Source organism: Streptomyces sp. NPDC050287, assembly GCF_044459385.1.
Lineage (GTDB): Bacteria > Actinomycetota > Actinomycetes > Streptomycetales > Streptomycetaceae > Streptomyces.
In genome coordinates this window covers 885,908-906,285 of the sequence record NZ_JBITIY010000002.1, presented here as the reverse complement: position 1 = coordinate 906,285, position 20,378 = coordinate 885,908, and the positions used below count along the sequence as shown (strand labels likewise).

Below are 20,378 nucleotides of genomic sequence, written 5' to 3'. Positions count from 1 at the left end.
GACCAGCCGCTGGAGGCAGCCTCTTGATCAGCCGCTGGGACTGGCGGACGGACTGCCGGACGGCTTCGGGCTGCTGCTCGGCTTACCGCCGCTCTTGCCGGCCTCGGTCTGGGCCTGCTCGGCCCGCGTCAGCGCCGCCTCCAGGTCCTTCTGCGCCTTGCCGTACGCCTCCCAGTCGATCGGCTGCTTGCTCAGCGCCTCCTGGCCGGCGTCGAAGGCCTTCTGGGCGTCGTTCAACGCCTCTTGGACCGTGGGGTTGGTGGACGTCTGTGGCGGTTTCGTCGTGTCACCCTGGTCCGGTGGCGGCTGGGTCGTCGAGACGTCCGCTCCGAAGACCTTGTTGAGGGCCGCGCCCAGGGTGTCCTCGAAGGCGGTGTTGCCGCCGTAGGTCACCAACAACTTCCGCAGCAGTGGGTACTTCAGGCCCCCACCGCGGACGTAGACCGGTTCCACGTACAGGAATTCGCCGTCGAGAGGCACCGCCAGCAGGTTGCCGTACTCCACGGTGGAGTCACCGCGGTTGAGCAGGCTGATGGTCTCGGCGATGTCCGGTTTGGAGTTGAACTGGCTCTGCACCTGTTTGGGCCCGTTGACGGCGGTGTTCGTCGGCAGTTTCAGGATTCTGATCTTGCCGTAGTCGCTGGTGCCCGCCTCAGCGTCGACGGACATGAACGCACTGAGGTTGTCCCGGCCGTTGGGCGTGAACGTCGTCGTCAGCGAGAACGCCTGCGAGGACTGGTCCGGCATCTTCATGCTCAGGTAGTACGGCGGCACCGCGTTGCCCGACTTGTTGGTCGGGTCGTCCGGCACCTGCCACACCTCGCTGCCGCTGAGGAACGTCTGCGCGTCCTCCACGTGGTAGCGGCTGAGCAGTTCGCGCTGGACCTTGAACAGGTCCTGCGGGTACCGCAGATGGTCCATCAGCGCCTGGGAGATGTCCCCCTTGGGCTCGACCGTGCCCGGGAAGGCCTTCATCCAGGTCTTCAGGACCGGGTCCTGGGTGTCCCACTGGTAGAGCTTGACCTGACCGGTGTACGCGTCGACGGTCGCCTTCACCGAGTTGCGGATGTAGTTGACCTGGTTCTGCTGGGCCACCACCGCACGCGAGTTGTTGGTCGCGGTCAGCGAGTCGGCCGTCGTGTCACCCAGCGTCGTCCGCGAGGCGTACGGGTATCCGTTGGTCGTCGTGTACGCGTCGACGATCCACTGGATCTTGCCGCTCACCACCGCCGGATAGGCGTCGCCGTCGATGGTCAGCCAGGGGGCGACCGCCTCGACGCGCTCCTTCGGGGTGCGGTTGTACAGGATCCGCGAACCCTCGCCGATGGCACCGGAGTAGAGGATCTGCGGCTCGTTGAACGCCACCGCGTACGCGGCCCGGTTGATCGGGTTGGAGAGGTTGACCCCGCTCTTGCCGGTGTAGCTGAAGGTCTTCTCACCGCTGTCGTCGGAGTAGTCGATCTCCTTCTGGGGACCGCCGACGATCGAGTACGTGTTGGTCTTCTCGCCGTAGTAGACGCGCTGCTGGTACGTCTTGAGGTCGCCCTTGGACGGCAGGTCGGACTCGGTGAAGACCGGGCGGCCCTGGGAGTCCGCCTCGGTGCCCTTGGCGGCGACCGCGCCGTACCCGTGGGTGTAGCGGAAGTGGTCGTTGATCCAGTTGTTCTTCGGGATGCCGTTGAGGTTCAGCTCCCGCAGACCGATGACCGTGTCCTGGTCGTTGCCGTCCTTGGTGCTGTAGCGGTCGACGTCCAGGTTGGTCGGGAAGGCGTAGTAGTTCCGCATCTGCTGGAGCTGCTGGAACGTCGGCGAGACGATGTTCGGGTCCATGATGCGGATGCTGGCCGCATCGGTGGCGTCGTCGCGCAGCTTGGTCTTCTCCGTGGTGGACTTGCCTTCGTACTCGCTGACCTTGGCGTCGTCGATGCCGTACGCCTCACGTGTCGCCTTGAGGTTCTTCGCGACGTACGGCGCTTCCTTGGCCTGCTCGTTCGGCTGGACCTGGAACTTCTGGACGATCGCCGGGTACAGGCCGCCGATGAGGATCGCGGACAGCACCATCAGGCCGAAGCCGATGACGGGCAGCTGCCAGGTGCGCCGCCACAGGGTGGCGAAGAACAGCAGCGCGCAGATGACGGCGATGCAGAACAGGATCGTCTTGGCCGGCAGATAGGCGTTGGCGTCTACGTACCTGAGGCCCGTCCAGTTGTCGGTGGCCTTGAAGTCGCTGGACTTCACCGCGAGTCCGTACCGGTCGAGCCAGTAGGCGACCGCCTTCAGGGCGACGAAGACGCCCAGCAGCACCGACAGGTGTCCGGTCGCCGCGGCCGTGGCACGCGCGCCCGGCGAGGTGACCCTGAGGCCGCCGTACAGGTAGTGGGTGAGCGCGGCGGCGATCACGGAGAGGATCGCGGCGGCGAAGCCGAAGCCGAGCAGGAACCGGTACCAGGGCAGGTCGAAGGTGTAGAACGAGATGTCCAGATGGAACTGCGGGTCCTTCTGGTGGAAGGGCACACCGTTGACCCACATCAGCCAGGTACGCCACTGGCTGGAGGCGGAGGCACCCGCGATCAGGCCCACCAGGGAGGTGATCCCGAGCAGCAGCCACTTCTTGTACGGTGCGATGCCCATCCGGTATCGGTCGAGGCTCTGCTGCTCCATGGACATGGCGCTCAGCGGAGGACGCAGACGGTGGGCGAGCCAGATGTTGACACCGACCGCGAGGGCCATCAGCAGACCGAAGACGAAGAACAGCCCGATCTTGGTCCACAGCGTCGTCGTGAACACGGACGAGTAGTTCACCGACCGGTACCAGAGCCAGTCCGTCCAGAATCCCGCGAACATGGTGAACGCCATGCCGAGTACGGCAAGGACGCCCAGCGTCATGAGCAGGGTCCGGACGCGCCGGGACGGGCGGCCCACTCTGATCCGTGGCCCCGTCGGGCCTCCGCCGCGGTCCGGCATCTGGAAAGCCAAGGTGCGCACCTCGAAGTTCGCTGTTGGTCCGTCAGGCCCGCGTCGTCACGGGCCGTCCATGGGCCACGTGATCGTAGGCCCTCATCTATGCAACTTACTCACGCTTTACTCGGTTCCCGATTCGGGTGGGGAACCAGGCAGGATTGTGACCATGTCCAACACTCCCATGGCGGCGAGCCCGCTGACCCGGGCGGTCCTCGAGATCGACGAGTACGCCTCCGGCCTCGGCTGGGACCAGCCCGCCCGCCTCTTCGCCCTCGTAGACACCGCCCGGCTGCGGGTCCAGGAACCCGCCCTCGCTGCCCAGCTCGACCTCCCTGAGGAGCAGGAGACCACGGGCCTCACCCCGATCGAGCAGGACGAGGTGCCGACGGGCAAGCCGCTCGACGAGTTCCTGGGCACCATCGCCTGGCCCGACGCGGTGGCCGGATGCGCGCTCACCGTGGAGCGCCTCATGCTGCCGCCGTCCGCGGAGGCGACGGTCCCCGAGGGCCTGAGCGAGAAGAAGCTCGCCCAGTGGGTGGCCGAGCACCCGGACCGCCAGGAGGTCCGGATGACGGTCGCGGTGCTGCGCGACGGCGCCCGTGAGTCGGCCCTGCGGCTGCGCGAGAAGGACTCGCCGACGGAGGTCCTCACGGGTTCCGACCTGGTTCCCGGTCTGGCGGAGGCGCTGGCGGCGACCTTCGAGGAGTAGCCCCCTCGATCGACAGGAGTAGCCCTGGAGGACCTGTGGGCTACTTCGTCGTGCACTTCGGCAGGTCGGCGGTGTCGCCGCTGCGGATGTCCCTCAGGGCGCCCAGCGCGTCGTCGATGGTGTTCACCTTGACCAGCGTGAGCCCGCTCGGAGGATCGCTCGCGGCGGCCGCGCAGTTGTCGGCGGGGGTGAGGAAGTACTGGGCGCCTTTGTCGCGCGCGCCGACGGTCTTCATCTCGATGCCGCCGATCGGGCCGACCTTGCCGTTGTCGTCGATGGTGCCGGTGCCGGCGACGAACTTGCCCCCGGTGAGGCTGCCCGGGGTGAGCTTGTCGTAGATGCCGAGGGCGAACATCAGACCGGCACTCGGCCCCCCGACGTCGGCGAGCTTGATGTCGATGGTGAACGGGAACGTGTGGTCGGTCCCCGCGGAGATCCCGACGATGGCGCGCTTCTCACCGCTGTCGTCGGAGGTCGCGGTGGTGATGGTCACGTTCTGCGTCTTCGCCGCCGTCCTGTTCGCCTTCTCGGCGGCGGCCTGCTTCTTGGCCGGCACGATCGTGAACACGACCTTCTGGCCCGGCTTGTGCTTGGTCACCTGCTTCGCGACATCGGCCGGCTCCTTCACCGCCGTACCGTCGACGGCCTTGATCACGTCACCGGCGTGCAGCCGGCCCTCGGCCGGGGAGCCCTTGACGACGGTCGAGACGATCACCCAGGACCGCACCGGGACGTCCAGCCTCTTCAGTGCGGCGACCTTGGCGCTCTCCTGGGACTGGCTGAACTCCTCGGCGTTCTCCTGGGTGGACTGCTCCTCCGTCTTGCCGTCCGGGTAGAGCGTGTCGTGGGGCACGACCCTGTTGTCGTGCGCGAGCCATCCGTAGACGGCCTCCACGAGGTTCATCTTGTAGTCGGCGCTGGTGACCCGGACGGTGGTCATGTTCAGGTTCCCGCTCGTCCCGTACGTCTTCCGGCCGGAGATCTGCAGTACCGGCTCGCCGTCGTGGTCCCCGAGGGTGTTCACCGTCGGACCCGGTGACATCTCCGAATACGGCACGTTGATGAAGACTCCCGCGCACAGGAGCGCGATCAGCATCAGAGTGGAGGCGAGCATCGTCGCGGTGCGGCGTGGCATGGCACGACAGTACGGGACGGTCCTGTCAGCGCACCGTCAGGGCCGCGCCCGGGTCATGTGCGGGAGTGGGACTTCTCCATGGCGGCGCGGAACCGGGCATATCCGTCCAGCTCGGGCCCGTCACCCCGGGTCTTGCGGGTCCGGTTGGCCCAGCTTCCCCACAGGCCGGCGCCGATCGCAGCCACCAGCGGAATCAGCAACCAGACGAGCGCCCCCATGCCGACCTCCAACCCCACCTCAACCATCACAACTGACTGATCAGCAGATTAACCATCCGCGCTGACAACGCTCATGCCAGGGGTGCGGTTACGCAACCGGAGGGGGTGGAGGAAGGGTTCAGCGGATGCGTCCGGGGTGGGCGGCGGGGTCAGCAGGCCCCCACCCATTCGTCTGTGCCGTCGGAGAACTTCTGGTGCTTCCAGATGGGCACTTCGTGCTTGAGGTCGTCGATCAGCTTCCGGCATGCCTCGAAGGCCTCGCCCCGGTGCGGGCAGGAAACGGCGACGACGACGGCCAGGTCCCCGACCCCGAGGTCTCCGACCCGGTGCACCGCGGCGAGTGCCCGCACCGGATACTCCGCGACGACCTTCTCGGCGATCCGCCGCATCTCGGCCTCGGCACTGGGGTGGCAGGAATACCCGAGCGCCTCGACATCGGCGCCCCCGTCGTGGTTCCGCACGGTCCCCACGAACAACGCGGTTCCCCCGGCGGCGTCGTCCCCGACGGCCCGGAAGACCTCGTCCAGGGAGAGTGCCGTCTCCCGAATGGCGAGCAGCTTGATCGGATCCTGAGCGACCTGCTCACCGGGGTGGTCGTATGTGGGTGCCATGCCCCCATCGTGCCGCACGCCGACGCGGGCGGGGAACAGCGCTGTCGCCCGGCACGCGCGTGCCCGTTCGGCAGGGACGGGACCGGCCAGGGACGGCGGGGGCGTGCGGCGGGACGGCGAACCCGACACCCCCACCAGAACCAGAACCAGGACCCGCACCCGCACCCGCACCCGCACCCGCACCCGCACCCGCCCGCACAGTGCCCCCGACAGCACCGCGCCACTCAGATCCGCCGCCGCGCCTTCCTGGCCCGCCGCACCACAGCCGCCGCCCCCAGCAGCGCCACCGTCGCCCCCGCGGCCCCGGCCGCCGTCGCGTCCTTGCGCCCCAGCCGCCGCCCGGCCACCGTGTGCCTCCCGGAGACCTCCTCCAGGAGCTCCGCGAGCACCTCCTCGTTGGTCCACTGCGGCCGCCACCCCGCGTCGTGCAGCCGGCTTCCGCTCACCACCCAGGGGTACATCGTGTACGCCAGATCCCCCGCCGGAGACGGCGTGAGCCCGATCCGGTGCAGCCGGGCAGCCGCCCCCAGCGCGACCGCCGACGGCAGCTCCATCCGCCGGATTCCGCTGAGCTCCTCGACCTCCTCCTGCTCCAGCCACCCGTCGCAGCCGACGGCAAACTCCCCCTCGACCTTCTCAAGGACGGCGTACTCCAGCGCACTGCACAGGTCCTCGACGTGGCAGAACTGCCAGGCAGGCCGCGAGCCGGCGACGACAAGGAGCCGAGGCGACTCGAAATATCTGGTCAGCGCGGTGTCGGTGCCTCCGACGAGCACGGCCGGCCGCACCACGGTGACATTGAGTCCGGGATGGGCCCGCGGAGCCCTCCGGGCCAGCCGTTCGATTTCCAGCAGGTCCCCCACGCCGGTCGCCTCCGCCGTGGCCCGCAGTTCCGCGTCCTCCGACAACGGCAGCTCGTTGTCCGGCAGGGCCCCGTAGACCATGGAGGACGTGCACAGCACGACCCGGTGGACACCCGCCGCCGCGGCCGCGGTCAGCACGGTCTGCGTCCCCCGCACGTTGTAGGCCGTCCGGGCGGCGGCATCGGTCTCCAGGTCGAGATCGAGAGCCAGATGGACCACCACGTCGGCTCCGCGCAGCTTCTCGGCGATGGCCGGATCCCGCACATCGAGGATGTGCCACTGGGCAGAGGCGCACTCGCCGCGCCGCTCGTCGAGTGCGATGACCTGCTTGACCTCCTCCGACGCGACGAGCCGCTCGGTGAGCAGCGCGCCGACGCCGGACGCGGCACCGGTGACGGCGACGACGGGCCCGCGGATGGCAGAACTGGTTGACGGGTTTCGCGCTGCGCGAACCTGCGGATCTGGGGAACTCACCGGGCGTCTCCAGTGGTTGTCTTCAGTAGGAACGCGAGTGACGCGTACGTACCAGGTGGCATCCATCCTGCCGCAGGCCGACAGTCGGCGAAGCATCGAGGCCCGAAGCGCCCATGGTGTCTACGCTGGGTGGTGTTGTCGGGCAGCCGCGCCGCCGGAGAGAACCGGTGGCCTTACCAGCCGAGGAATCCCGTGAGTGACACCCCATTCGGATTCGGCCTTCCGCCGGAGGAGCCGGACGACGGCGACGAGGGCAAGAAGAAGGACCCGCAGAGCGGCGGTGGTCAGGGACCGGCCAACCCGTTCGGTTTCGGCGGGATGCCCGGCGCCGGAGGCTTTGGCGGCCCCGGTGCGGACAATCCGCTCGCTGCCATGTTCGGTTCGCTGAACCCCTCCGACCTGGGCGCCGCCTTCCAGCAGCTGGGCCAGATGCTCTCGTACGAGGGCGGTCCTGTGAACTGGGACATGGCCAAGCAGATCGCGCGCCAGACGGTCTCCCAGGGCACCGCCGACGGCACCAAGGACGCGAGCGTCGGCCCCGCCGAGCGCAACGCGGTCCAGGAAGCCGTCCGCCTGGCCGACCTGTGGCTGGACGACGCCACCTCCCTGCCGTCCGGTGCCGCCTCCGCGGTTGCGTGGAGCCGCGCGGAGTGGGTCGAGGCGACCCTGCCCGCGTGGAAGGAGCTCGTGGACCCGGTCGCCGAGCGGGTCGGCACCGCCATGGGTGACGTCCTGCCGGAGGAGATGCAGGCCATGGCCGGCCCGCTGATCGGCATGATGCGCTCGATGGGCGGCGCCATGTTCGGCACGCAGATCGGGCAGGCCGTCGGCGTGCTCGCGGGCGAGGTGTTCGGCTCGACCGACATCGGCCTGCCGCTCGGCCCGGCCGGCAAGGCGACCCTGCTGCCGGTGAACATCGAGGCGTTCGGCAAGGACCTGGGCGTCTCGAAGGACGAGGTGCGGCTGTATCTCGCCCTGCGCGAGGCCGCCCACCAGCGTCTGTTCGCGCACGTGCCGTGGCTGCGCTCGCACCTGTTCGGAGCAGTCGACGGGTACGCGCGTGGGATCAAGGTCGACACCGCCAAGCTGGAGGACGTTGTCGGCCAGTTCGACCCGCAGAACCCCGAGCAGCTGCAGGACGCCCTTCAGCAGGGCATGTTCCAGCCGGAGGACACGCCCGAGCAGAAGGCGGCCCTGGCCCGTCTGGAAACGGCTCTCGCACTCGTCGAGGGCTGGGTCGACGCGGTGGTCCACGCGGCCGCGAAACCGCGCCTGTCCTCCGCCGACGCGCTGCGTGAAACCCTGCGCCGACGTCGCGCGTCGGGCGGCCCTGCCGAGCAGACGTTCGCCACACTGATCGGCCTGGAACTGCGCCCCCGCCGACTGCGGGACGCCTCCCGTCTGTGGGCCTCGCTCACCGACGCACGGGGTGTCGACGGCCGGGACGCCGTGTGGGCCCACCCCGACATGCTGCCGACCGCCTCCGACCTGGACGACCCGGACGGCTTCGTACACCGCGAGCAGCTGGACTTCTCCGAGCTGGACAAGATGCTCGGCGAGGCGGCGTCCGGCTCCGCCGGAAAGCCGGACCTGAAGAAGGACGACGCGCCCGAGGACGACAAGGGCGACGACACCGAGTGAGCCTGTACGACGACGCGGTCCTCGTGCTCAAGGGGTACGAGGACCAGGAAGAGCTGCGCCAGGCCTATCTGGACCACCTGGCGGCACACCCGGACGGCATGTGGAAGGCCTGCCACGCGGGCCACGTCACGGCGAGCGCGCTGGTGATCGATCCGTCGCGCGACCGCGTTCTGCTGACCCTCCACAGGAAGCTGCGGATGTGGCTGCAGATGGGCGGCCACTGCGAGCCGGAGGACGCTTCCCTGGAGGCGGCGGCCGTGCGGGAGGCCACCGAGGAGTCGGGCATCTCCGGACTGACGCTTCTGCCGGGCGGACCGGTGCGCCTCGACCGGCACCCGATCCCGGCGCCGTGCCACTGGCATTTCGACGTCCAGTACGCGGTCGCGGCTCCGCCCGGAGCGGTCCAAGCGATCAGCGACGAGTCCCTCGACCTGCGCTGGTTCGCCTACGACGAGGTGGCGGACGCAGCGGACGAGTCGGTCGTACGACTGCTGGAGGCGACGCGCGTCAGGTTGTGAGCTCGGCAATGAGTAAGGGGCACCCGCAACTGCGGACGCCCCTTACGCCGGCTTGCTGGACCCTCAGCTCCAGACGTTCCCCTGGTTCTGCGCCCGGGCCCCGTGCTGCCCCATGCCGTACTGGGCGGCCAAGCCCTGTCCGATCTGGGCGTTCTGCGGCGGCAGCAGCTCGCTGGGCTGGACCAGCGCGAAGCCGCTGCCCATGAAACTGAGCTCCCAGCCCTCCCCGGTGCTGCCGCGTCGCCGCCACACCCCGGAGGAGTGTGTCTGGGCCTGCATCTGCACGCGCAGGCCGGTCGACCAGGCGACGATCGCGTCGGCGTCGCAGTTGACGTACTTGTCGGGCGTCACCTGCATCATCAGCGGCGCGCCCGAGGTCATGAGGGCGACCTTGCCGCGGCCGGTGATGTTGAGCTGGTACTTGCCCGAGCCGGAGATGCCGTACTGGCTGTCGACGGCGATGACCTCGTGGTGCAGCGAGGAGTCCATCGCGAGCACGTAGCTGCTGTCGACGGTCAGGCCGTCCTGTTCGACGTCCACCACGTGGATGTGCTGGGCGAGGTTGGCGAAGTAGACCGTGCCCTGCCCGTGGCAGCGCATCAGGCTCAGGCCCTCGCCGGTGGCCGCACGCGCGTACGCCTGCTGGGTGCTCTGGTACTCGGCGTCGAACTCGACGAGGCCCTGGTAAGCGACCATGGTGCCCTTGCGGGCCAGGATGTCGTCGTGGCCCTCGAGGGTGACCCGCAGCATCTGCTTGTTCTGCAGGCTGTAGCGCTCCTGGGACTGGGAGTCGTTGAAGGCGAAAAGCGGACTCTGCATGGCGTTTCTGGCTCCCCCTCAGCCCCGGAACCGCAGGCGGTCGGTGCTGTCCTCGCTGGGCTGGACGACGACGATGCCCTGACCGGAGAAGGCCATCTGGTAGGCCTCACCGCTGCCGCGGCCGATCAGCGACTGCGCCTTGAAGCTGCGCTTGCCCTTCACCTTGAGGTTCGGGGACCAGGCGACGAGCGCGTCCGGGTCGACGCACGTCTCGTCGTCGCCACCGCCGCAGTCGACGACGATGGGCTTGCCGCGGGAGGTCAGCGCGACCCAGCCCTGCCCGGAGATCTTGGTGTTCCACAGGCCCTGCCCGGCGAACTTGGCCAGGCCCTTCACCCGCTCGACGCCCCAGGTGAGGGACGCGTCGAAGGCCAGCAGGTTGGTGGCGTTGACGGAGATGCCGTCGCCGTTGAGGTTGATGACGACGACGTCGGCGCCGTAGTCGGCGAGGTAGAGCAGTCCGTCGCCGGAGCACATCATCAGCGGCGCGCCCTCGCCGGTCATCCAGTCACGGGCGATCTGGCGCACGGCCGGCGGGTTGGGCTCGTACTGGACGAAGCCTTCGTAGGCGACCATCGACCCCACGCGCGCGAGGAGGTCGTTTCCGGTCTGCATGGCGACCTTCAGCATGTTGTTGCCGTGGTTCTCCATGCGCGCCGTGACGGGTGCGGGGGCGTAGCCCGCGAGCGGCTGGTTCATGACGGGCTCCCTCAGACCTCGTAGGGCTGGACGACGACGAAGTTGCCGGGGGCGGCCCGGAACTGCAGGTTGACGCTCTCCCCGGTGTCGCCCGGGTAGGCGTTGCGGCGCATCCGCACCTGACTGGAGACGATCACCTGGGCCGCGGCGGACCAGGCGACGACCGCGTTGCAGTCGGCGAAGGTGGTCGGGGTGACCGGCAGGACCACGGGCGTGCCGTGCGTCTTGACGACGATGGTGCCGGTGCCCTGGAACTGCATGGTGAACAGTGCGCCGCCGGGGATGCCGTGTCCCTCGATGCGGCGGACCTCGTACTGGAGACTCTCGTCGAAGGCGAGGACGTTCTCTGCGGAGACGCAGATGGCGTCGCCCTGGAGCTCGATGGGGTGCAGGTGGGTGGAGTTCTCGGCGAGGAACAGCTGGCCCTGGCCGGTGCAGCGCATCAGCTGCATCTCCTGGCCGGTCGCGTTGCCCACGAGCCGTCCGGCGAACCCGGCGCCCTTGTAGCTGAAGTCGACCTTGCCCTGGTAGAGCACCATGCTGCCCTGCCGGGCGAGCACGGGCTGGCCGCCGATGCCGAGGTCGACGCGGACGAGCTTCTTGTTCTGCTGCGTCCAGCGCTGGCCGGTGGGCGTCTCCTTGAACTTCTGCAGCGCGGCGGTCACACCGGCGTCCTGGGGCGCCCCCTGCGGAATGCCCTGCGGCGCGCCGTAGGGGGCCTGCTGCCCGGGGACCTGACCGAACGGGGGCTGCTGGCCGTAACCAGGCGGCGGAGCCGGGGCCTGCGGTGCCTGGGGCTGACCGTAACCGGGCGGCGGCGGGGCGGTCTGGCCGGGAGGCTGACCGTACGGCTGCTGCTGGGGCGGCTGACCGTACGGCGCCGGGGCCGGGGCCGGCGGGTGCACCTGACCGCCGACGGGCGGGGTCATCGGCGCGATGATGGTGGGCGCGGCATGCACGTTCGGGACGGGGGCCGGGGGCGGAGTCGCTCCCGGGGGCGGCGCGAAGCCCTGCGGCGCCGGGGCGGGGGCCGGCGCGACCGGGGCACCGAAAGCGGGCGGCGCGAAGCCGGGGGCGGCACCGCTCTGGGGCTGCTGCTGCGGGGCGGCGGGCGCCGCCTCCTCCTCCACCTCGCCGCCGAAGTTCTTCAGCAGCGCGTCCAGGCCGCCGTCGAAACCCTGTCCGACCGCCGCGAAGCGCCACACGTCCTTCAGGTAGAAGTCGCCCAGCATCACCGCGCGTTCGGTGGAGAACTCGCTGCCGTCGAAGGAGTACCGGGCGACCTCCTCACCGCCGGCGACGATCCGGAGGTGTCCGGGGGCGATCTGTGACATCTGGCCGGCGCCGTCGATCGTCGCCGTGAACGACAGTTTCTGGATCTGCGGCGGAATCTGATCGAGGGTGACCCGGAAGGACTCGGTGTCGCCCGCCTGCGGGCCCAGGAGCTGAAGGGAGTCCTCGGGAGACTTCGGCTGGTTGAAGAAGATGAAGTACCGGTCGTCCGAGAGCCGTTCGTCGGCGTCCAGTCCGAAGCAGCTGATGTCGAAGGTCAGCCCGGGGCCGGAGATCTGTACACCCACGTACAGATCCCTGCCCGCGGTCAGGTCACTGATCTTGGCCTTGTGGCCGCGTTGAAATTCCCTGGCCATGCGTAACGACCGTCCCCCATCCCGAATGCGAGTGCGTCGCGACAGGCTAACGGCAAACTCGGACACCGACGGAGGTCGGTACAGATCCGGTACAAAATCCCGTTCCGCGCACGGGCGGCACCGCGCGGACGGGTGTCACTCTCCGCGGGCGCCCGGCAGATGGGGCAACCGTTCGGCGGCGACCACGCCCTCGAGGTAGCCCCGGGCACGCTCGGTGCGCGGGTACGTCTCAAGCAACTGCCAGAAACGCGGTCCGTGTCCGGGCACGAGCAGATGCGCGAGTTCGTGCAGGAGGACGTAGTCCACGACGTACTCGGGCATGCCCTGAAGGCGGTGCGAGAGACGGATGCTGCCCTCGGCGGGGGTGCACGAGCCCCAGCGCGTGTTCTGATTGGTGACCCAGCGCACCGAGTTCGGCCGGGCCCGGCCGTCGAAGTACTGGGCCGAGAGCCGCTCGGCGCGCTCCGTCAACTCCGCGTCCCCGAGGACCCGCTTGCTCTCCTGGGCGGCCAGCTTGTCGAGCATGACGCTCACCCAGCGCTGCTCCTCGGCCTCCGACATCCGGGCAGGGATGAGTACGACGGTGCGATCGCCCTCGCGGTACGCGGAGACCGTCCGGCGTCGCCGGGCGCTCCTGCGGACCTCGATCGCGCTCGTCCCCGAGCCGCTCGGCGGCTGGCTCGTCGTGCTGCGCTGTGGCGTTCCGGCGCGGTGCAGTGGGTCGGCGGACACGCCCCGACGTTACCCGCTGCGCACGCGGGAAGTCCCGACTCCGGGACGGTTGGGTTCCGATGCGCTCCGATCCCCCACATGCGTTTGATTCCTACGACTGACTTGTACGACGAATACCCACCGCCTGTGGACAACTTTCGGCGCCCCGCGCCGGGCCGGGGCATCCTGGCGAGTGCCGGCGAATCACGTCGGCACTCGCCGGCACAGCTGCGACGGATGTCCGACCGGACCTCCGACCGGCCTGCACCGGCGAACGGGGATGTTCTACGAGGGCTACGGGGGCCTGTCATGCAGCCGACAATGACGCAGAAGACGAGTGCGCGGTCCACGACCTGCCCGTCGTCGATCTCGCAGTCGTCGATCTCGGAGGCGACCATCTCGCAGTCGATGGTGCCGATCGTGAAGCCGGCGCTCCGGCGCGGCTGGCGCGACCTCAATACCGTGCAGTTCGGGATGACTCCGGCGCACGCGATGACGCTGGGGCCCATGGACACGGCGACCGGCAGTTTCCTGGACCTGCTCAACGGCACCCGCGGGCTGCCTCTCCTGCGGGAGGAGGGACGCCGCATGGACCTGCCGGACGGTCATGTGGACGCCCTGGTGGAGCGGCTGGCGCGGGCCGGACTCGTCGACGACGCGAGAGGAGGAGGACCGGCCGCCGAGGCTCTGCGCGCGAAGGAGAAGGTCCTTGACCGGTTGCGCCCCGACCTCGCTTCACTGTCGCTGACCGCGTCCGAGCCGGGTGAGGCGATCGGGCTGCTGGCCGCCCGCCGCTCGCTGCGGGTCCAGGTCAGAGGCGCGGGCCGGGTGGGCGCCGTCCTGGCCTCGCTGCTGTCGGGGGCCGGGGTCGGCGAGGTCGAGGTGCGCGATGTCGGCCGCGTCGAACCAGGGGACGTCGCGCCGGGCGGGCTGCCCGCCGAGTCCGTCGGCGACCGAAGGGACGAGGCCGCCCGGCGGGTCGTGCGCCGAGCCGCCCCGGACAGCCCGCCGCGCCGCGGTCCCCGCACCGCGTCCGGGGGTGACGACACAGGCCTGTCCCTGGTGATCCTTGCCCCGCGGGACGATGTGGACGTGCACGCGCCCGCGCCGTCCGCCGCCGATCCCCTGATCGCCTCCGGGACACCTCATCTGTACGCCGGAGTCGTGGAGGGGACCGGGATGGTGGGCCCGTTCGTGCTGCCCGGCGAGACGGGGTGCGCGGGATGTCTGCACGAGGCACGCGCCGACCGGGACCAGGCATGGCCCCGGCTGGTCGCCCAGTGGCGCTCCGGCGGACCACGCCGGACCCGCCCCTGCGACCTGGCGCTGGCCACCACCGTCGCGGGCCTGGCGGCCACGCACGCGCTCACCTTCCTGGACGGCCGGGTTCCGTCGAGCGCGGGCGCACGCTGGGAGATTTCGCTTCCTTCCCTGGCCTGGCACGCGCGCCCGGTATGGGCACATTCCGCATGCCCGTGCGGTGCAGCGGAGAAAGGTAAGGGGGAACACACCTCCAAGGGCGAGGATGGGCACGAGACAATGGCGGAGCAACGACCGTCGACAGAGTTGCGCCGCAGGGCAGACGCGGCGGGGCTGGCTGGGACCTGGAGGGCGCATGTCTGATCTTCCCCGGAAGGCGGTTACCCGTACCGCCAAGCTGGCCGCGCTTCCGCTCGGTTTCGCCGGACGGGCGACCTGGGGACTCGGCAAGCGGATCGTGGGCGAGTCCGCGGAACTCGTCGGCCGCGAGCTGCAACAGCGCACGGCGGATCAGCTGTTCAAGGTGCTCGGCGAGCTCAAGGGCGGCGCGATGAAGTTCGGCCAGGCCCTGTCGGTGTTCGAGTCGGCGCTCCCGGAGGAGGTCGCCGGCCCCTACCGGGCTGCCCTGACGAAGCTCCAGGAGGCGGCGCCCCCGATGCCGACCCGCACCGTGCACACGGTGCTGACGGAACGGCTCGGCGAGAACTGGAACGAGCTGTTCCTTGAGTTCGAGGACAAGCCCTCGGCGGCCGCCTCGATCGGCCAGGTACACCGGGGGGTGTGGCACGACGGCCGCGAGGTGGCCGTCAAAGTGCAGTACCCGGGCGCCGGCGAGGCCCTGCTGTCCGATCTCAATCAGTTGAGCCGGTTCGCCCGCCTGTTGGGCCCCCTCGTCCCCGGCGTGGACATCAAGCCGCTGATCGCGGAGCTCCGGGACCGCGTCTCGGAGGAGCTGGACTACGGCCTGGAGGCGCAGGCCCAGCGCGCCCACGCCGAGGAGTTCGCGGACGATCCGGACGTGGTGGTGCCCGGCGTGGTCCACCAGCGCGAACAGGTCCTGGTCACCGAGTGGATGAACGGCGTGCCACTGTCGGAGGTGATCGCCCATGGCACGCAGGAGCAGCGCGACCGTGCCGGTCAGCTGCTGGCCCGCTTCCTCTTCTCAGGGCCCGCCCGCACCGGTCTGCTGCACGCCGATCCGCACCCGGGCAACTTCCGTCTGCTGCCCGGCGGCCCCGACGGCGAGGAGGACTGGCGCCTGGGGGTCCTGGACTTCGGCACGGTCGACCGCCTCCCGGGCGGCCTGCCGACCACGATCGGCAGGTCCTTGCGCATGACGATCGACGGCGAGGCGGAGGCCGTCTACGAACTCCTGTGTGCCGAGGGCTTCGTCAAGGAATCCATAGAGCTCGACCCCGATGCCGTGCTCGACTACCTCCTGCCGATCATCGAACCGGCCCAGGCCGACGAGTTCACCTTCACCCGCGGCTGGATGCGCAGCCAGGCAGCCCGCATCGGCGACCCCCGCTCCCCCGCCTACCAGTTGGGCAAGCAGCTCAACCTGCCCCCGGCCTACCTTCTGATCCACCGGGTGACCTTGAGCACCATCGGCGTCCTGTGTCAGCTGGGTTCGACGGTTCGTCTGCGGGAGGAACTGGAGGAGTGGCTGCCGGGGTTCGTCCCGGAGAAGAACGTGGAGATCGTGGACGAGGGAGAGTCGGCTGCGGAGGCATGAGGTCCCTCGGCCGGCTCACCACCAGGCCGAGTCCAACCGTCCCTCGATCGCTCTGAGGTTCTCCCGGGAGCAGCGGTCGCAGAAGTAGTGGCGAGCGCCGTTCTCCACGGAGCAGGTCCAGGTGGGCTGCGCCCCCTCGGCACGTGCGCCGCAGCGGGCGCACACGAGCGGCTGGGGCTGCCTGGCGGAACCGCCGTGGTCGCTGTCTCCGGAAAGACTCGTCACCCGGCGACGATATCGCCGCGGCCCGCGATCAGCGGACACAACGCACCGCGGGGGCCGGTCCGTTCGGTCGGACCGGCCCCCGCGAGGAGAGCTCCGCCTCCCCGGGCAGGGAGGCCACCGCTTCAGGTGTCCAAGGTCACTGCATGACGGCCATGGCGAGCGCACGGCGGGCGCGCAGCGAGGCGCGCTCGGCCCGGCGCTGCATCCGGCGGGCGGCCGCCAGGCGCGCGGCCTGTCGGTCCCGCTCGGCCTCGTGCAGAAGTTCGTGCATATGCGCACGAGCCAGGGCTTCTGGGATGAGTTGCATCTCTCGGGTCCTGTTCTGGCGCGAGTCCATCGCACCGCTCTTGGTGAGGTCTTCAGGCATCGCGCCTGCGGGTTCGTTGGTAGACGGCTTCATCGGGGCCTGCTTCTGGGGGTCGAGCGTGAGGGGGCGGTCGATCGTTCCTGCGGTGTTCATGCCGTGACCGGGTTCTTGCGCGGGCGACCACGCGGCCGCTTCCGGGCAACGACGACACCCTGCACGAACAGCTCGCCACCCCAGACACCCCAGGGCTCACGCCGCTCCTTGGCGCCGGCGAGGCAGGCCTCGACCAGCGGGCAGGTGCGGCAGAGGGACTTGGCGTACTCGACGTCCGCCGGCGACTCGGCGAAGAAGACCTCCGGGTCGTACGAGCGGCAGGGGACGGGCACGCCGAGGTTCTCGATGGCGTCGTCGAGCGCGGTGAGCGCGGTGAGCGGAATCAAGGTGGAGTCCTCCGTGAGGCCGGGCGGGGGGATCGTTTCGGAAGGCGGTACGGACGGGGCGTGCGCTTCTAGTTGCACGGTTCGTCTTCCTCGTCTGTCGTTCCGGTCCTGTTGGACCGGGTTGCGGCTGGTACCGGAGTCTTTTCTTGTCCCGAGGCCCCTTCGCTCCGCCGTCCCCGTTCGGGGACAAACAAATGGGCCGCGGATCCCGGGTGGGGTTCCGCGGCCCTGAAGGCGCCGGCCTGATCGTCGATCAGGCTGGATCACTCCAGGGTTCTGGCCCACGGAAGGCCCACATCAGGTGGTGCTGCGTCTGCTTCCGGCTACCGGCACCGGCCGCCGTAAAGGCATAGGCCTGCGCCTGTGCCGCTACTGCTTCCAGTGCCTTGGTCGGTCGCTCATTGCGCGCCAGGACGGGAAGACCCGCCAGAGACACGGAGGACGCCGGACGCGCGGCACGAATGCCGGACAGACCGGTGCCCGGGATCGAGGCGCCGAGCATGCACGTGGAGACGACCGAGCGATCGGTCATTTTGACGGTGCTGGTGGAGCTGCTGATGATGCTGATCACTGGAATCGCCTCCTCTCGGCGTCTACGGGACCGGGGTGAACCAGTCCGACGGATATGCAAGTACAGCACGGAATCGGGGCCTTCGAGAAGGCCTCCGTCCCCGTGGCTAAGAACCTATGGGGATTGCTGGGGCATGCGCAAACTATTTTTCCGACGACTTCGGATCAGTTCGCGCCTTCTTCTTCCCCGGCGTCCTGGCCTGCGCAGATGGCGAGGACATCGGCTCCGTAGCGGGTGAGCTTGCGCATGCCGACCCCGGGGATGCGCGCCAGTTCCCCCTCGTCGTCCGGGGCCGCCTCGGCGATCGCCATCAGGGTCTTGTCGGTGAACACACAGAAGGCGGGCTGTCCGCTGCGCTGCGCCTGCACCGCACGCCACTCGCGCAGCCGCTCGTAGAGGCCCTCGTCCATGTCGGACGGGCAGTCCTCGCAGCGCATCAGCTTCATCTCACCCGCGTCGGTGAGCGTGCGTCCACACACCCGGCAGCGGGCCGGAGTGCGCTGCCGCCGTCGAGGAGCGGCGCCCGGTCTGCTCGTGAAGCCCCGCTCGACGCCGCCGGATCCGCCCGCCGCGGCCCGTCCGGCGCCGGCGGCGGCCGAGCCGGGGCGCAGTCCGTCGAGGAAGCGGCTGGGACGGCGGCTGGGACGGCCGCCGGGTGAACGGGAGAGCGCCCAGGAGACATGGAGGTGTTCCCTGGCCCGGGTGACACCGACATAGAGGAGGCGGCGTTCCTCCTCTATCTGCTCGTCGGTCTTTGCGTAGGTGATCGGCATCATGCCCTCCGCTACGCCGACCAGGAAGACGACGTCCCACTCCAGGCCCTTGGCCGAGTGCAGGGAGGCGAGGGTGACGCCCTCCACCGTCGGGGCGTGCTGGGCGCCCGCCCTCTCGTCGAGTTCGGCGACGAGGTCACCGAGGGTGGCGCCGGGGCGGGCGGCGGCGAAGTCCTGCGCGAGGTTCACCAGTGCCGCCAGGGACTCCCAACGCTCTCTGACGGCACCGGAACCGGCCGGGGGCTCGGTGGTCCAGCCTTCGCCGGAAAGTACGGCGCGTACCTGGGAGGGCAGGTCGACGGCGTCATCGAGGAGGGAGTCGTTGCCGCCGAAGCGGGCCGCACCGCGCAGGGCGATTCCTGCCTTGCGGACTTCCGGTCGGTCGAAGAACCGTTCGGCGCCGCGCAGCTGGTAGGGCACTCCGGCGTCGGCGAGGGCCTGTTCGTAGGTCTCGGACTGGGAGTTGGTGCGGAACAGGACGGCGATCTCGCTGGCCCGTACACCGGCGTCCATGAGTTCGCGGATGCGGCGGGCGGCGCCCTCGGCCTCGGCGGGCTCGTCGGCGTATTCGGCGTAGACGGGCTCGGGGCCGGGGGCGCGCTGGGAGACCAGCTCGAGTCGGTGGTCCGCGGCGCGGCCGCGGGCCTGGGCGAGCAGGCCGTTGGCGAGATGGACGACCTGGGGTGTGGAGCGGTAGTCGCGGACCAGCTTGACGACGGTGGCCCCGGGGTGGCGGATGCGGAAGTCGAGCAGATGGTCGGGAGTTGCTCCCGTGAACGAGTAGATCGTCTGGCTGGCGTCGCCGACCACGCACAGGTTGTCCCGGTCGCCCAGCCACAGCTCCAGCAGGCGCTGCTGGAGAGGGCTCACGTCCTGGTACTCGTCGACCACGAAGTGCTGGTACTGGGAGCGGACCTGGTCGGCGACGTCGTGCCGGTCCTGGAGGACGGCGACGGTCAGCAGCAGAACGTCCTCGAAGTCGATGACCCCACGATTGCGCTTGAGGTCCTCGTACGCGGAGTAGAGCTGGGCGATCTCGGCCGGGTCGCGGGGGGCCTCACGGCCGGCCTTGGCGGCGGCGAGCGGGTAGTCGGCGGGGACGGTCTGGGTGACCTTGGACCATTCGATCTCGCCGGTGACGTCCCTGAGCTCGCCCCGGTCGAGGCGGATGCGGCAGGCGGCGGCCGCGTCGGCGACGAGCTGGATCTTGCGGTCGACGAGCCGGGGCATGGAGCCGCCGACCGCCTTCGGCCAGAAGTACTGGAGCTGGCGCAGGGCGGCGGAGTGGAAGGTGCGGGCCTGGACGCCGCCCGCGCCGAGCTGCCGGAGCCGGCCGCGCATCTCACCGGCGGCACGGTTGGTGAAGGTGACGGCCAGCACGCTGGACGGCTGGAGAATGCCCGCGCGCACGCCATAGGCGATGCGGTGGGTGATCGCCCGCGTCTTGCCCGTGCCGGCACCCGCCAGCACGCACACCGGCCCGTGCAGTGCCGTGGCCACTTCGCGCTGCTCGGGGTCGAGCCCTTCGAGCACCGCGTCGGCCGAGTCCGGTGTCTGCGGGAAGAGGGGGGAATGCGTTGCTGCTGTCACACGGCCATGCTGCCAGGTCGCCGGAGACAGGTGAGCCGGTTGTCCACAGGCAGGCACTCGCAGTCGTACTAATGCGGCAGGCGGCATCTCCGGACCGTGCGGCGAGGGTCACTCCGGGTTGACCACACCGACGGGAATGGTGGCCCTTTCAAGTACGTTGCACCACTGCGAGCACGTATCCCCGAGCCGCCGAAGGAGCGCGAAAACATGCCGGGCACTGTGACGATGTACAGCACCACGTGGTGCGGCTACTGCCGTCGGCTGAAGAGCCAGATGGACCGCGAAGGCATCGCGTACGAGGAGATCAACATCGAGCAGGACCCGGCGTCCGCCGCGTTCGTCGAGAAGGCGAACGGCGGAAACCAGACAGTTCCGACGGTTCTGGTAGTTCCCGCCCAGGGGGGCTCTGAGGTCGTCATGACGAACCCGAGCCTTGCCCAGGTGAAGCAGGCGCTCGGCGCCTGACCCA

20 protein-coding genes are annotated in these 20,378 nt (G+C 69.7%); 6 read left to right on the top strand and 14 right to left on the bottom strand.

What is annotated here, in order from left to right:
- Nucleotides 1–27 precede the first annotated feature (27 nt).
- Nucleotides 28–2,964 (bottom strand): UPF0182 family protein, encoded by a 2,937-nt coding sequence (locus ACIBK3_RS09455; RefSeq protein ID WP_399363998.1) that lies wholly within the window; start codon nucleotides 2,962–2,964, stop codon nucleotides 28–30.
- Between the two features lie 163 nt (nucleotides 2,965–3,127).
- On the opposite strand from ACIBK3_RS09455, the gene ACIBK3_RS09450 reads away from it, so the two are divergent.
- On the top strand, nucleotides 3,128–3,670 hold the full coding sequence (locus tag ACIBK3_RS09450) for a PPA1309 family protein (RefSeq protein WP_399363541.1): 543 nt from the start codon (nucleotides 3,128–3,130) through the stop codon (nucleotides 3,668–3,670).
- 40 nt (nucleotides 3,671–3,710) lie between these two features.
- Here ACIBK3_RS09450 and ACIBK3_RS09445 read toward each other — a convergent pair whose 3' ends face one another.
- The 4 genes from ACIBK3_RS09445 to ACIBK3_RS09430 all read right to left on the bottom strand — a co-directional run bounded on the left by ACIBK3_RS09445 (nucleotide 3,711) and on the right by ACIBK3_RS09430 (nucleotide 6,971).
- The gene (locus tag ACIBK3_RS09445; protein WP_399363539.1) at nucleotides 3,711–4,805 is read right to left on the bottom strand and encodes a PDZ domain-containing protein; all 1,095 of its coding nucleotides are present in this window, start codon (nucleotides 4,803–4,805) and stop codon (nucleotides 3,711–3,713) included.
- A 53-nt stretch (nucleotides 4,806–4,858) separates the two neighbouring features.
- On the bottom strand, nucleotides 4,859–5,023 hold the full coding sequence (locus ACIBK3_RS09440; protein ID WP_399363537.1) for a hypothetical protein: 165 nt from the start codon (nucleotides 5,021–5,023) through the stop codon (nucleotides 4,859–4,861).
- A 149-nt stretch (nucleotides 5,024–5,172) separates the two neighbouring features.
- Nucleotides 5,173–5,634: a molybdenum cofactor biosynthesis protein MoaE gene (locus tag ACIBK3_RS09435; protein WP_399363535.1), complete on the bottom strand. Its 462-nt coding sequence runs from the start codon at nucleotides 5,632–5,634 to the stop codon at nucleotides 5,173–5,175.
- A gap of 224 nt (nucleotides 5,635–5,858) precedes the next feature.
- Complete coding sequence (locus ACIBK3_RS09430) at nucleotides 5,859–6,971, bottom strand: SDR family oxidoreductase (protein WP_399363533.1); 1,113 nt, start codon at nucleotides 6,969–6,971, stop codon at nucleotides 5,859–5,861.
- 192 nt (nucleotides 6,972–7,163) lie between these two features.
- Between ACIBK3_RS09430 and ACIBK3_RS09425 the strand changes: the two genes are divergently transcribed.
- Together ACIBK3_RS09425 and ACIBK3_RS09420 are read left to right on the top strand one after the other, a co-directional pair.
- Complete coding sequence (locus ACIBK3_RS09425) at nucleotides 7,164–8,612, top strand: zinc-dependent metalloprotease (RefSeq protein WP_399363531.1); 1,449 nt, start codon at nucleotides 7,164–7,166, stop codon at nucleotides 8,610–8,612.
- Nucleotides 8,609–9,130, top strand: coding sequence for an NUDIX hydrolase (locus ACIBK3_RS09420; protein WP_399363529.1), 522 nt, complete (start codon nucleotides 8,609–8,611; stop codon nucleotides 9,128–9,130). The genes ACIBK3_RS09425 and ACIBK3_RS09420 overlap by 4 nt, the downstream gene beginning before the upstream one ends.
- 63 nt (nucleotides 9,131–9,193) lie before the next feature.
- Here the strand turns inward: ACIBK3_RS09420 and ACIBK3_RS09415 are convergent, their stop codons facing one another.
- The 4 genes from ACIBK3_RS09415 to ACIBK3_RS09400 all read right to left on the bottom strand — a co-directional run bounded on the left by ACIBK3_RS09415 (nucleotide 9,194) and on the right by ACIBK3_RS09400 (nucleotide 13,029).
- Nucleotides 9,194–9,949: an AIM24 family protein gene (locus tag ACIBK3_RS09415; RefSeq protein ID WP_399363527.1), complete on the bottom strand. Its 756-nt coding sequence runs from the start codon at nucleotides 9,947–9,949 to the stop codon at nucleotides 9,194–9,196.
- 18 nt (nucleotides 9,950–9,967) lie between these two features.
- A complete protein-coding gene (locus tag ACIBK3_RS09410; protein ID WP_399363525.1) occupies nucleotides 9,968–10,648 on the bottom strand; it encodes an AIM24 family protein in 681 nt (226 codons plus the stop codon).
- Between the two features lie 11 nt (nucleotides 10,649–10,659).
- Nucleotides 10,660–12,297, bottom strand: a complete 1,638-nt coding sequence (locus tag ACIBK3_RS09405; protein ID WP_399363523.1) for a TerD family protein — start codon at nucleotides 12,295–12,297, stop codon at nucleotides 10,660–10,662.
- Nucleotides 12,298–12,432: 135 nt separating this feature from the next.
- Nucleotides 12,433–13,029 carry a M48 family metallopeptidase gene (locus ACIBK3_RS09400; protein WP_399363521.1) on the bottom strand — a complete coding sequence of 199 codons (597 nt, stop codon included), beginning with the start codon at nucleotides 13,027–13,029 and terminating at the stop codon, nucleotides 12,433–12,435.
- 387 nt (nucleotides 13,030–13,416) lie between these two features.
- Between ACIBK3_RS09400 and ACIBK3_RS09395 the strand changes: the two genes are divergently transcribed.
- A complete protein-coding gene (locus ACIBK3_RS09395; RefSeq protein ID WP_399363996.1) occupies nucleotides 13,417–14,631 on the top strand; it encodes a TOMM precursor leader peptide-binding protein in 1,215 nt (404 codons plus the stop codon).
- Complete coding sequence (locus ACIBK3_RS09390; protein WP_399363519.1) at nucleotides 14,624–16,003, top strand: ABC1 kinase family protein; 1,380 nt, start codon at nucleotides 14,624–14,626, stop codon at nucleotides 16,001–16,003. Before ACIBK3_RS09395 ends, ACIBK3_RS09390 begins: the two co-directional genes overlap by 8 nt.
- 15 nt (nucleotides 16,004–16,018) lie before the next feature.
- On the opposite strand, the gene ACIBK3_RS09385 is transcribed toward ACIBK3_RS09390, so the two are convergent.
- The 5 genes from ACIBK3_RS09385 to ACIBK3_RS09365 form a co-directional block, all read right to left on the bottom strand.
- Nucleotides 16,019–16,228, bottom strand: a complete 210-nt coding sequence (locus tag ACIBK3_RS09385; RefSeq protein WP_399363517.1) for a hypothetical protein — start codon at nucleotides 16,226–16,228, stop codon at nucleotides 16,019–16,021.
- 136 nt (nucleotides 16,229–16,364) lie between these two features.
- Complete coding sequence (locus tag ACIBK3_RS09380) at nucleotides 16,365–16,688, bottom strand: hypothetical protein (RefSeq protein WP_399363515.1); 324 nt, start codon at nucleotides 16,686–16,688, stop codon at nucleotides 16,365–16,367.
- Nucleotides 16,685–17,053 (bottom strand): WhiB family transcriptional regulator, encoded by a 369-nt coding sequence (locus ACIBK3_RS09375; protein WP_030668930.1) that lies wholly within the window; start codon nucleotides 17,051–17,053, stop codon nucleotides 16,685–16,687. The genes ACIBK3_RS09380 and ACIBK3_RS09375 overlap by 4 nt, the downstream gene beginning before the upstream one ends.
- Nucleotides 17,054–17,228: 175 nt before the next feature.
- On the bottom strand, nucleotides 17,229–17,546 hold the full coding sequence (locus ACIBK3_RS09370) for a hypothetical protein (protein WP_399363513.1): 318 nt from the start codon (nucleotides 17,544–17,546) through the stop codon (nucleotides 17,229–17,231).
- A 164-nt stretch (nucleotides 17,547–17,710) separates the two neighbouring features.
- The gene (locus ACIBK3_RS09365) at nucleotides 17,711–19,909 is read right to left on the bottom strand and encodes an ATP-dependent DNA helicase UvrD2 (protein ID WP_399363511.1); all 2,199 of its coding nucleotides are present in this window, start codon (nucleotides 19,907–19,909) and stop codon (nucleotides 17,711–17,713) included.
- Between the two features lie 207 nt (nucleotides 19,910–20,116).
- Between ACIBK3_RS09365 and ACIBK3_RS09360 the strand changes: the two genes are divergently transcribed.
- Nucleotides 20,117–20,374, top strand: a complete 258-nt coding sequence (locus ACIBK3_RS09360) for a mycoredoxin (protein WP_399363509.1) — start codon at nucleotides 20,117–20,119, stop codon at nucleotides 20,372–20,374.
- The last annotated feature ends 4 nt before the right edge of the window (nucleotides 20,375–20,378 follow it).

Bases quoted from the DNA above. Each gene is read 5' to 3' on its own strand.
- ACIBK3_RS09450 (WP_399363541.1), top strand. From the start codon at position 3,128: ATGTCCAACACTCCCATGGCGGCGAGCCCGCTGACCCGGGCGGTCCTC.
- ACIBK3_RS09455 (WP_399363998.1), bottom strand. From the start codon at position 2,964: ATGCCGGACCGCGGCGGAGGCCCGACGGGGCCACGGATCAGAGTGGGC.
- ACIBK3_RS09380 (WP_399363515.1), bottom strand. From the start codon at position 16,688: ATGAACACCGCAGGAACGATCGACCGCCCCCTCACGCTCGACCCCCAG.
- ACIBK3_RS09440 (WP_399363537.1), bottom strand. From the start codon at position 5,023: ATGGGGGCGCTCGTCTGGTTGCTGATTCCGCTGGTGGCTGCGATCGGC.
- ACIBK3_RS09445 (WP_399363539.1), bottom strand. From the start codon at position 4,805: ATGCCACGCCGCACCGCGACGATGCTCGCCTCCACTCTGATGCTGATC.
- ACIBK3_RS09410 (WP_399363525.1), bottom strand. From the start codon at position 10,648: ATGAACCAGCCGCTCGCGGGCTACGCCCCCGCACCCGTCACGGCGCGC.
- ACIBK3_RS09360 (WP_399363509.1), top strand. From the start codon at position 20,117: ATGCCGGGCACTGTGACGATGTACAGCACCACGTGGTGCGGCTACTGC.
- ACIBK3_RS09405 (WP_399363523.1), bottom strand. From the start codon at position 12,297: ATGGCCAGGGAATTTCAACGCGGCCACAAGGCCAAGATCAGTGACCTG.
- ACIBK3_RS09415 (WP_399363527.1), bottom strand. From the start codon at position 9,949: ATGCAGAGTCCGCTTTTCGCCTTCAACGACTCCCAGTCCCAGGAGCGC.
- ACIBK3_RS09395 (WP_399363996.1), top strand. From the start codon at position 13,417: ATGGTGCCGATCGTGAAGCCGGCGCTCCGGCGCGGCTGGCGCGACCTC.
- ACIBK3_RS09435 (WP_399363535.1), bottom strand. From the start codon at position 5,634: ATGGCACCCACATACGACCACCCCGGTGAGCAGGTCGCTCAGGATCCG.
- ACIBK3_RS09390 (WP_399363519.1), top strand. From the start codon at position 14,624: ATGTCTGATCTTCCCCGGAAGGCGGTTACCCGTACCGCCAAGCTGGCC.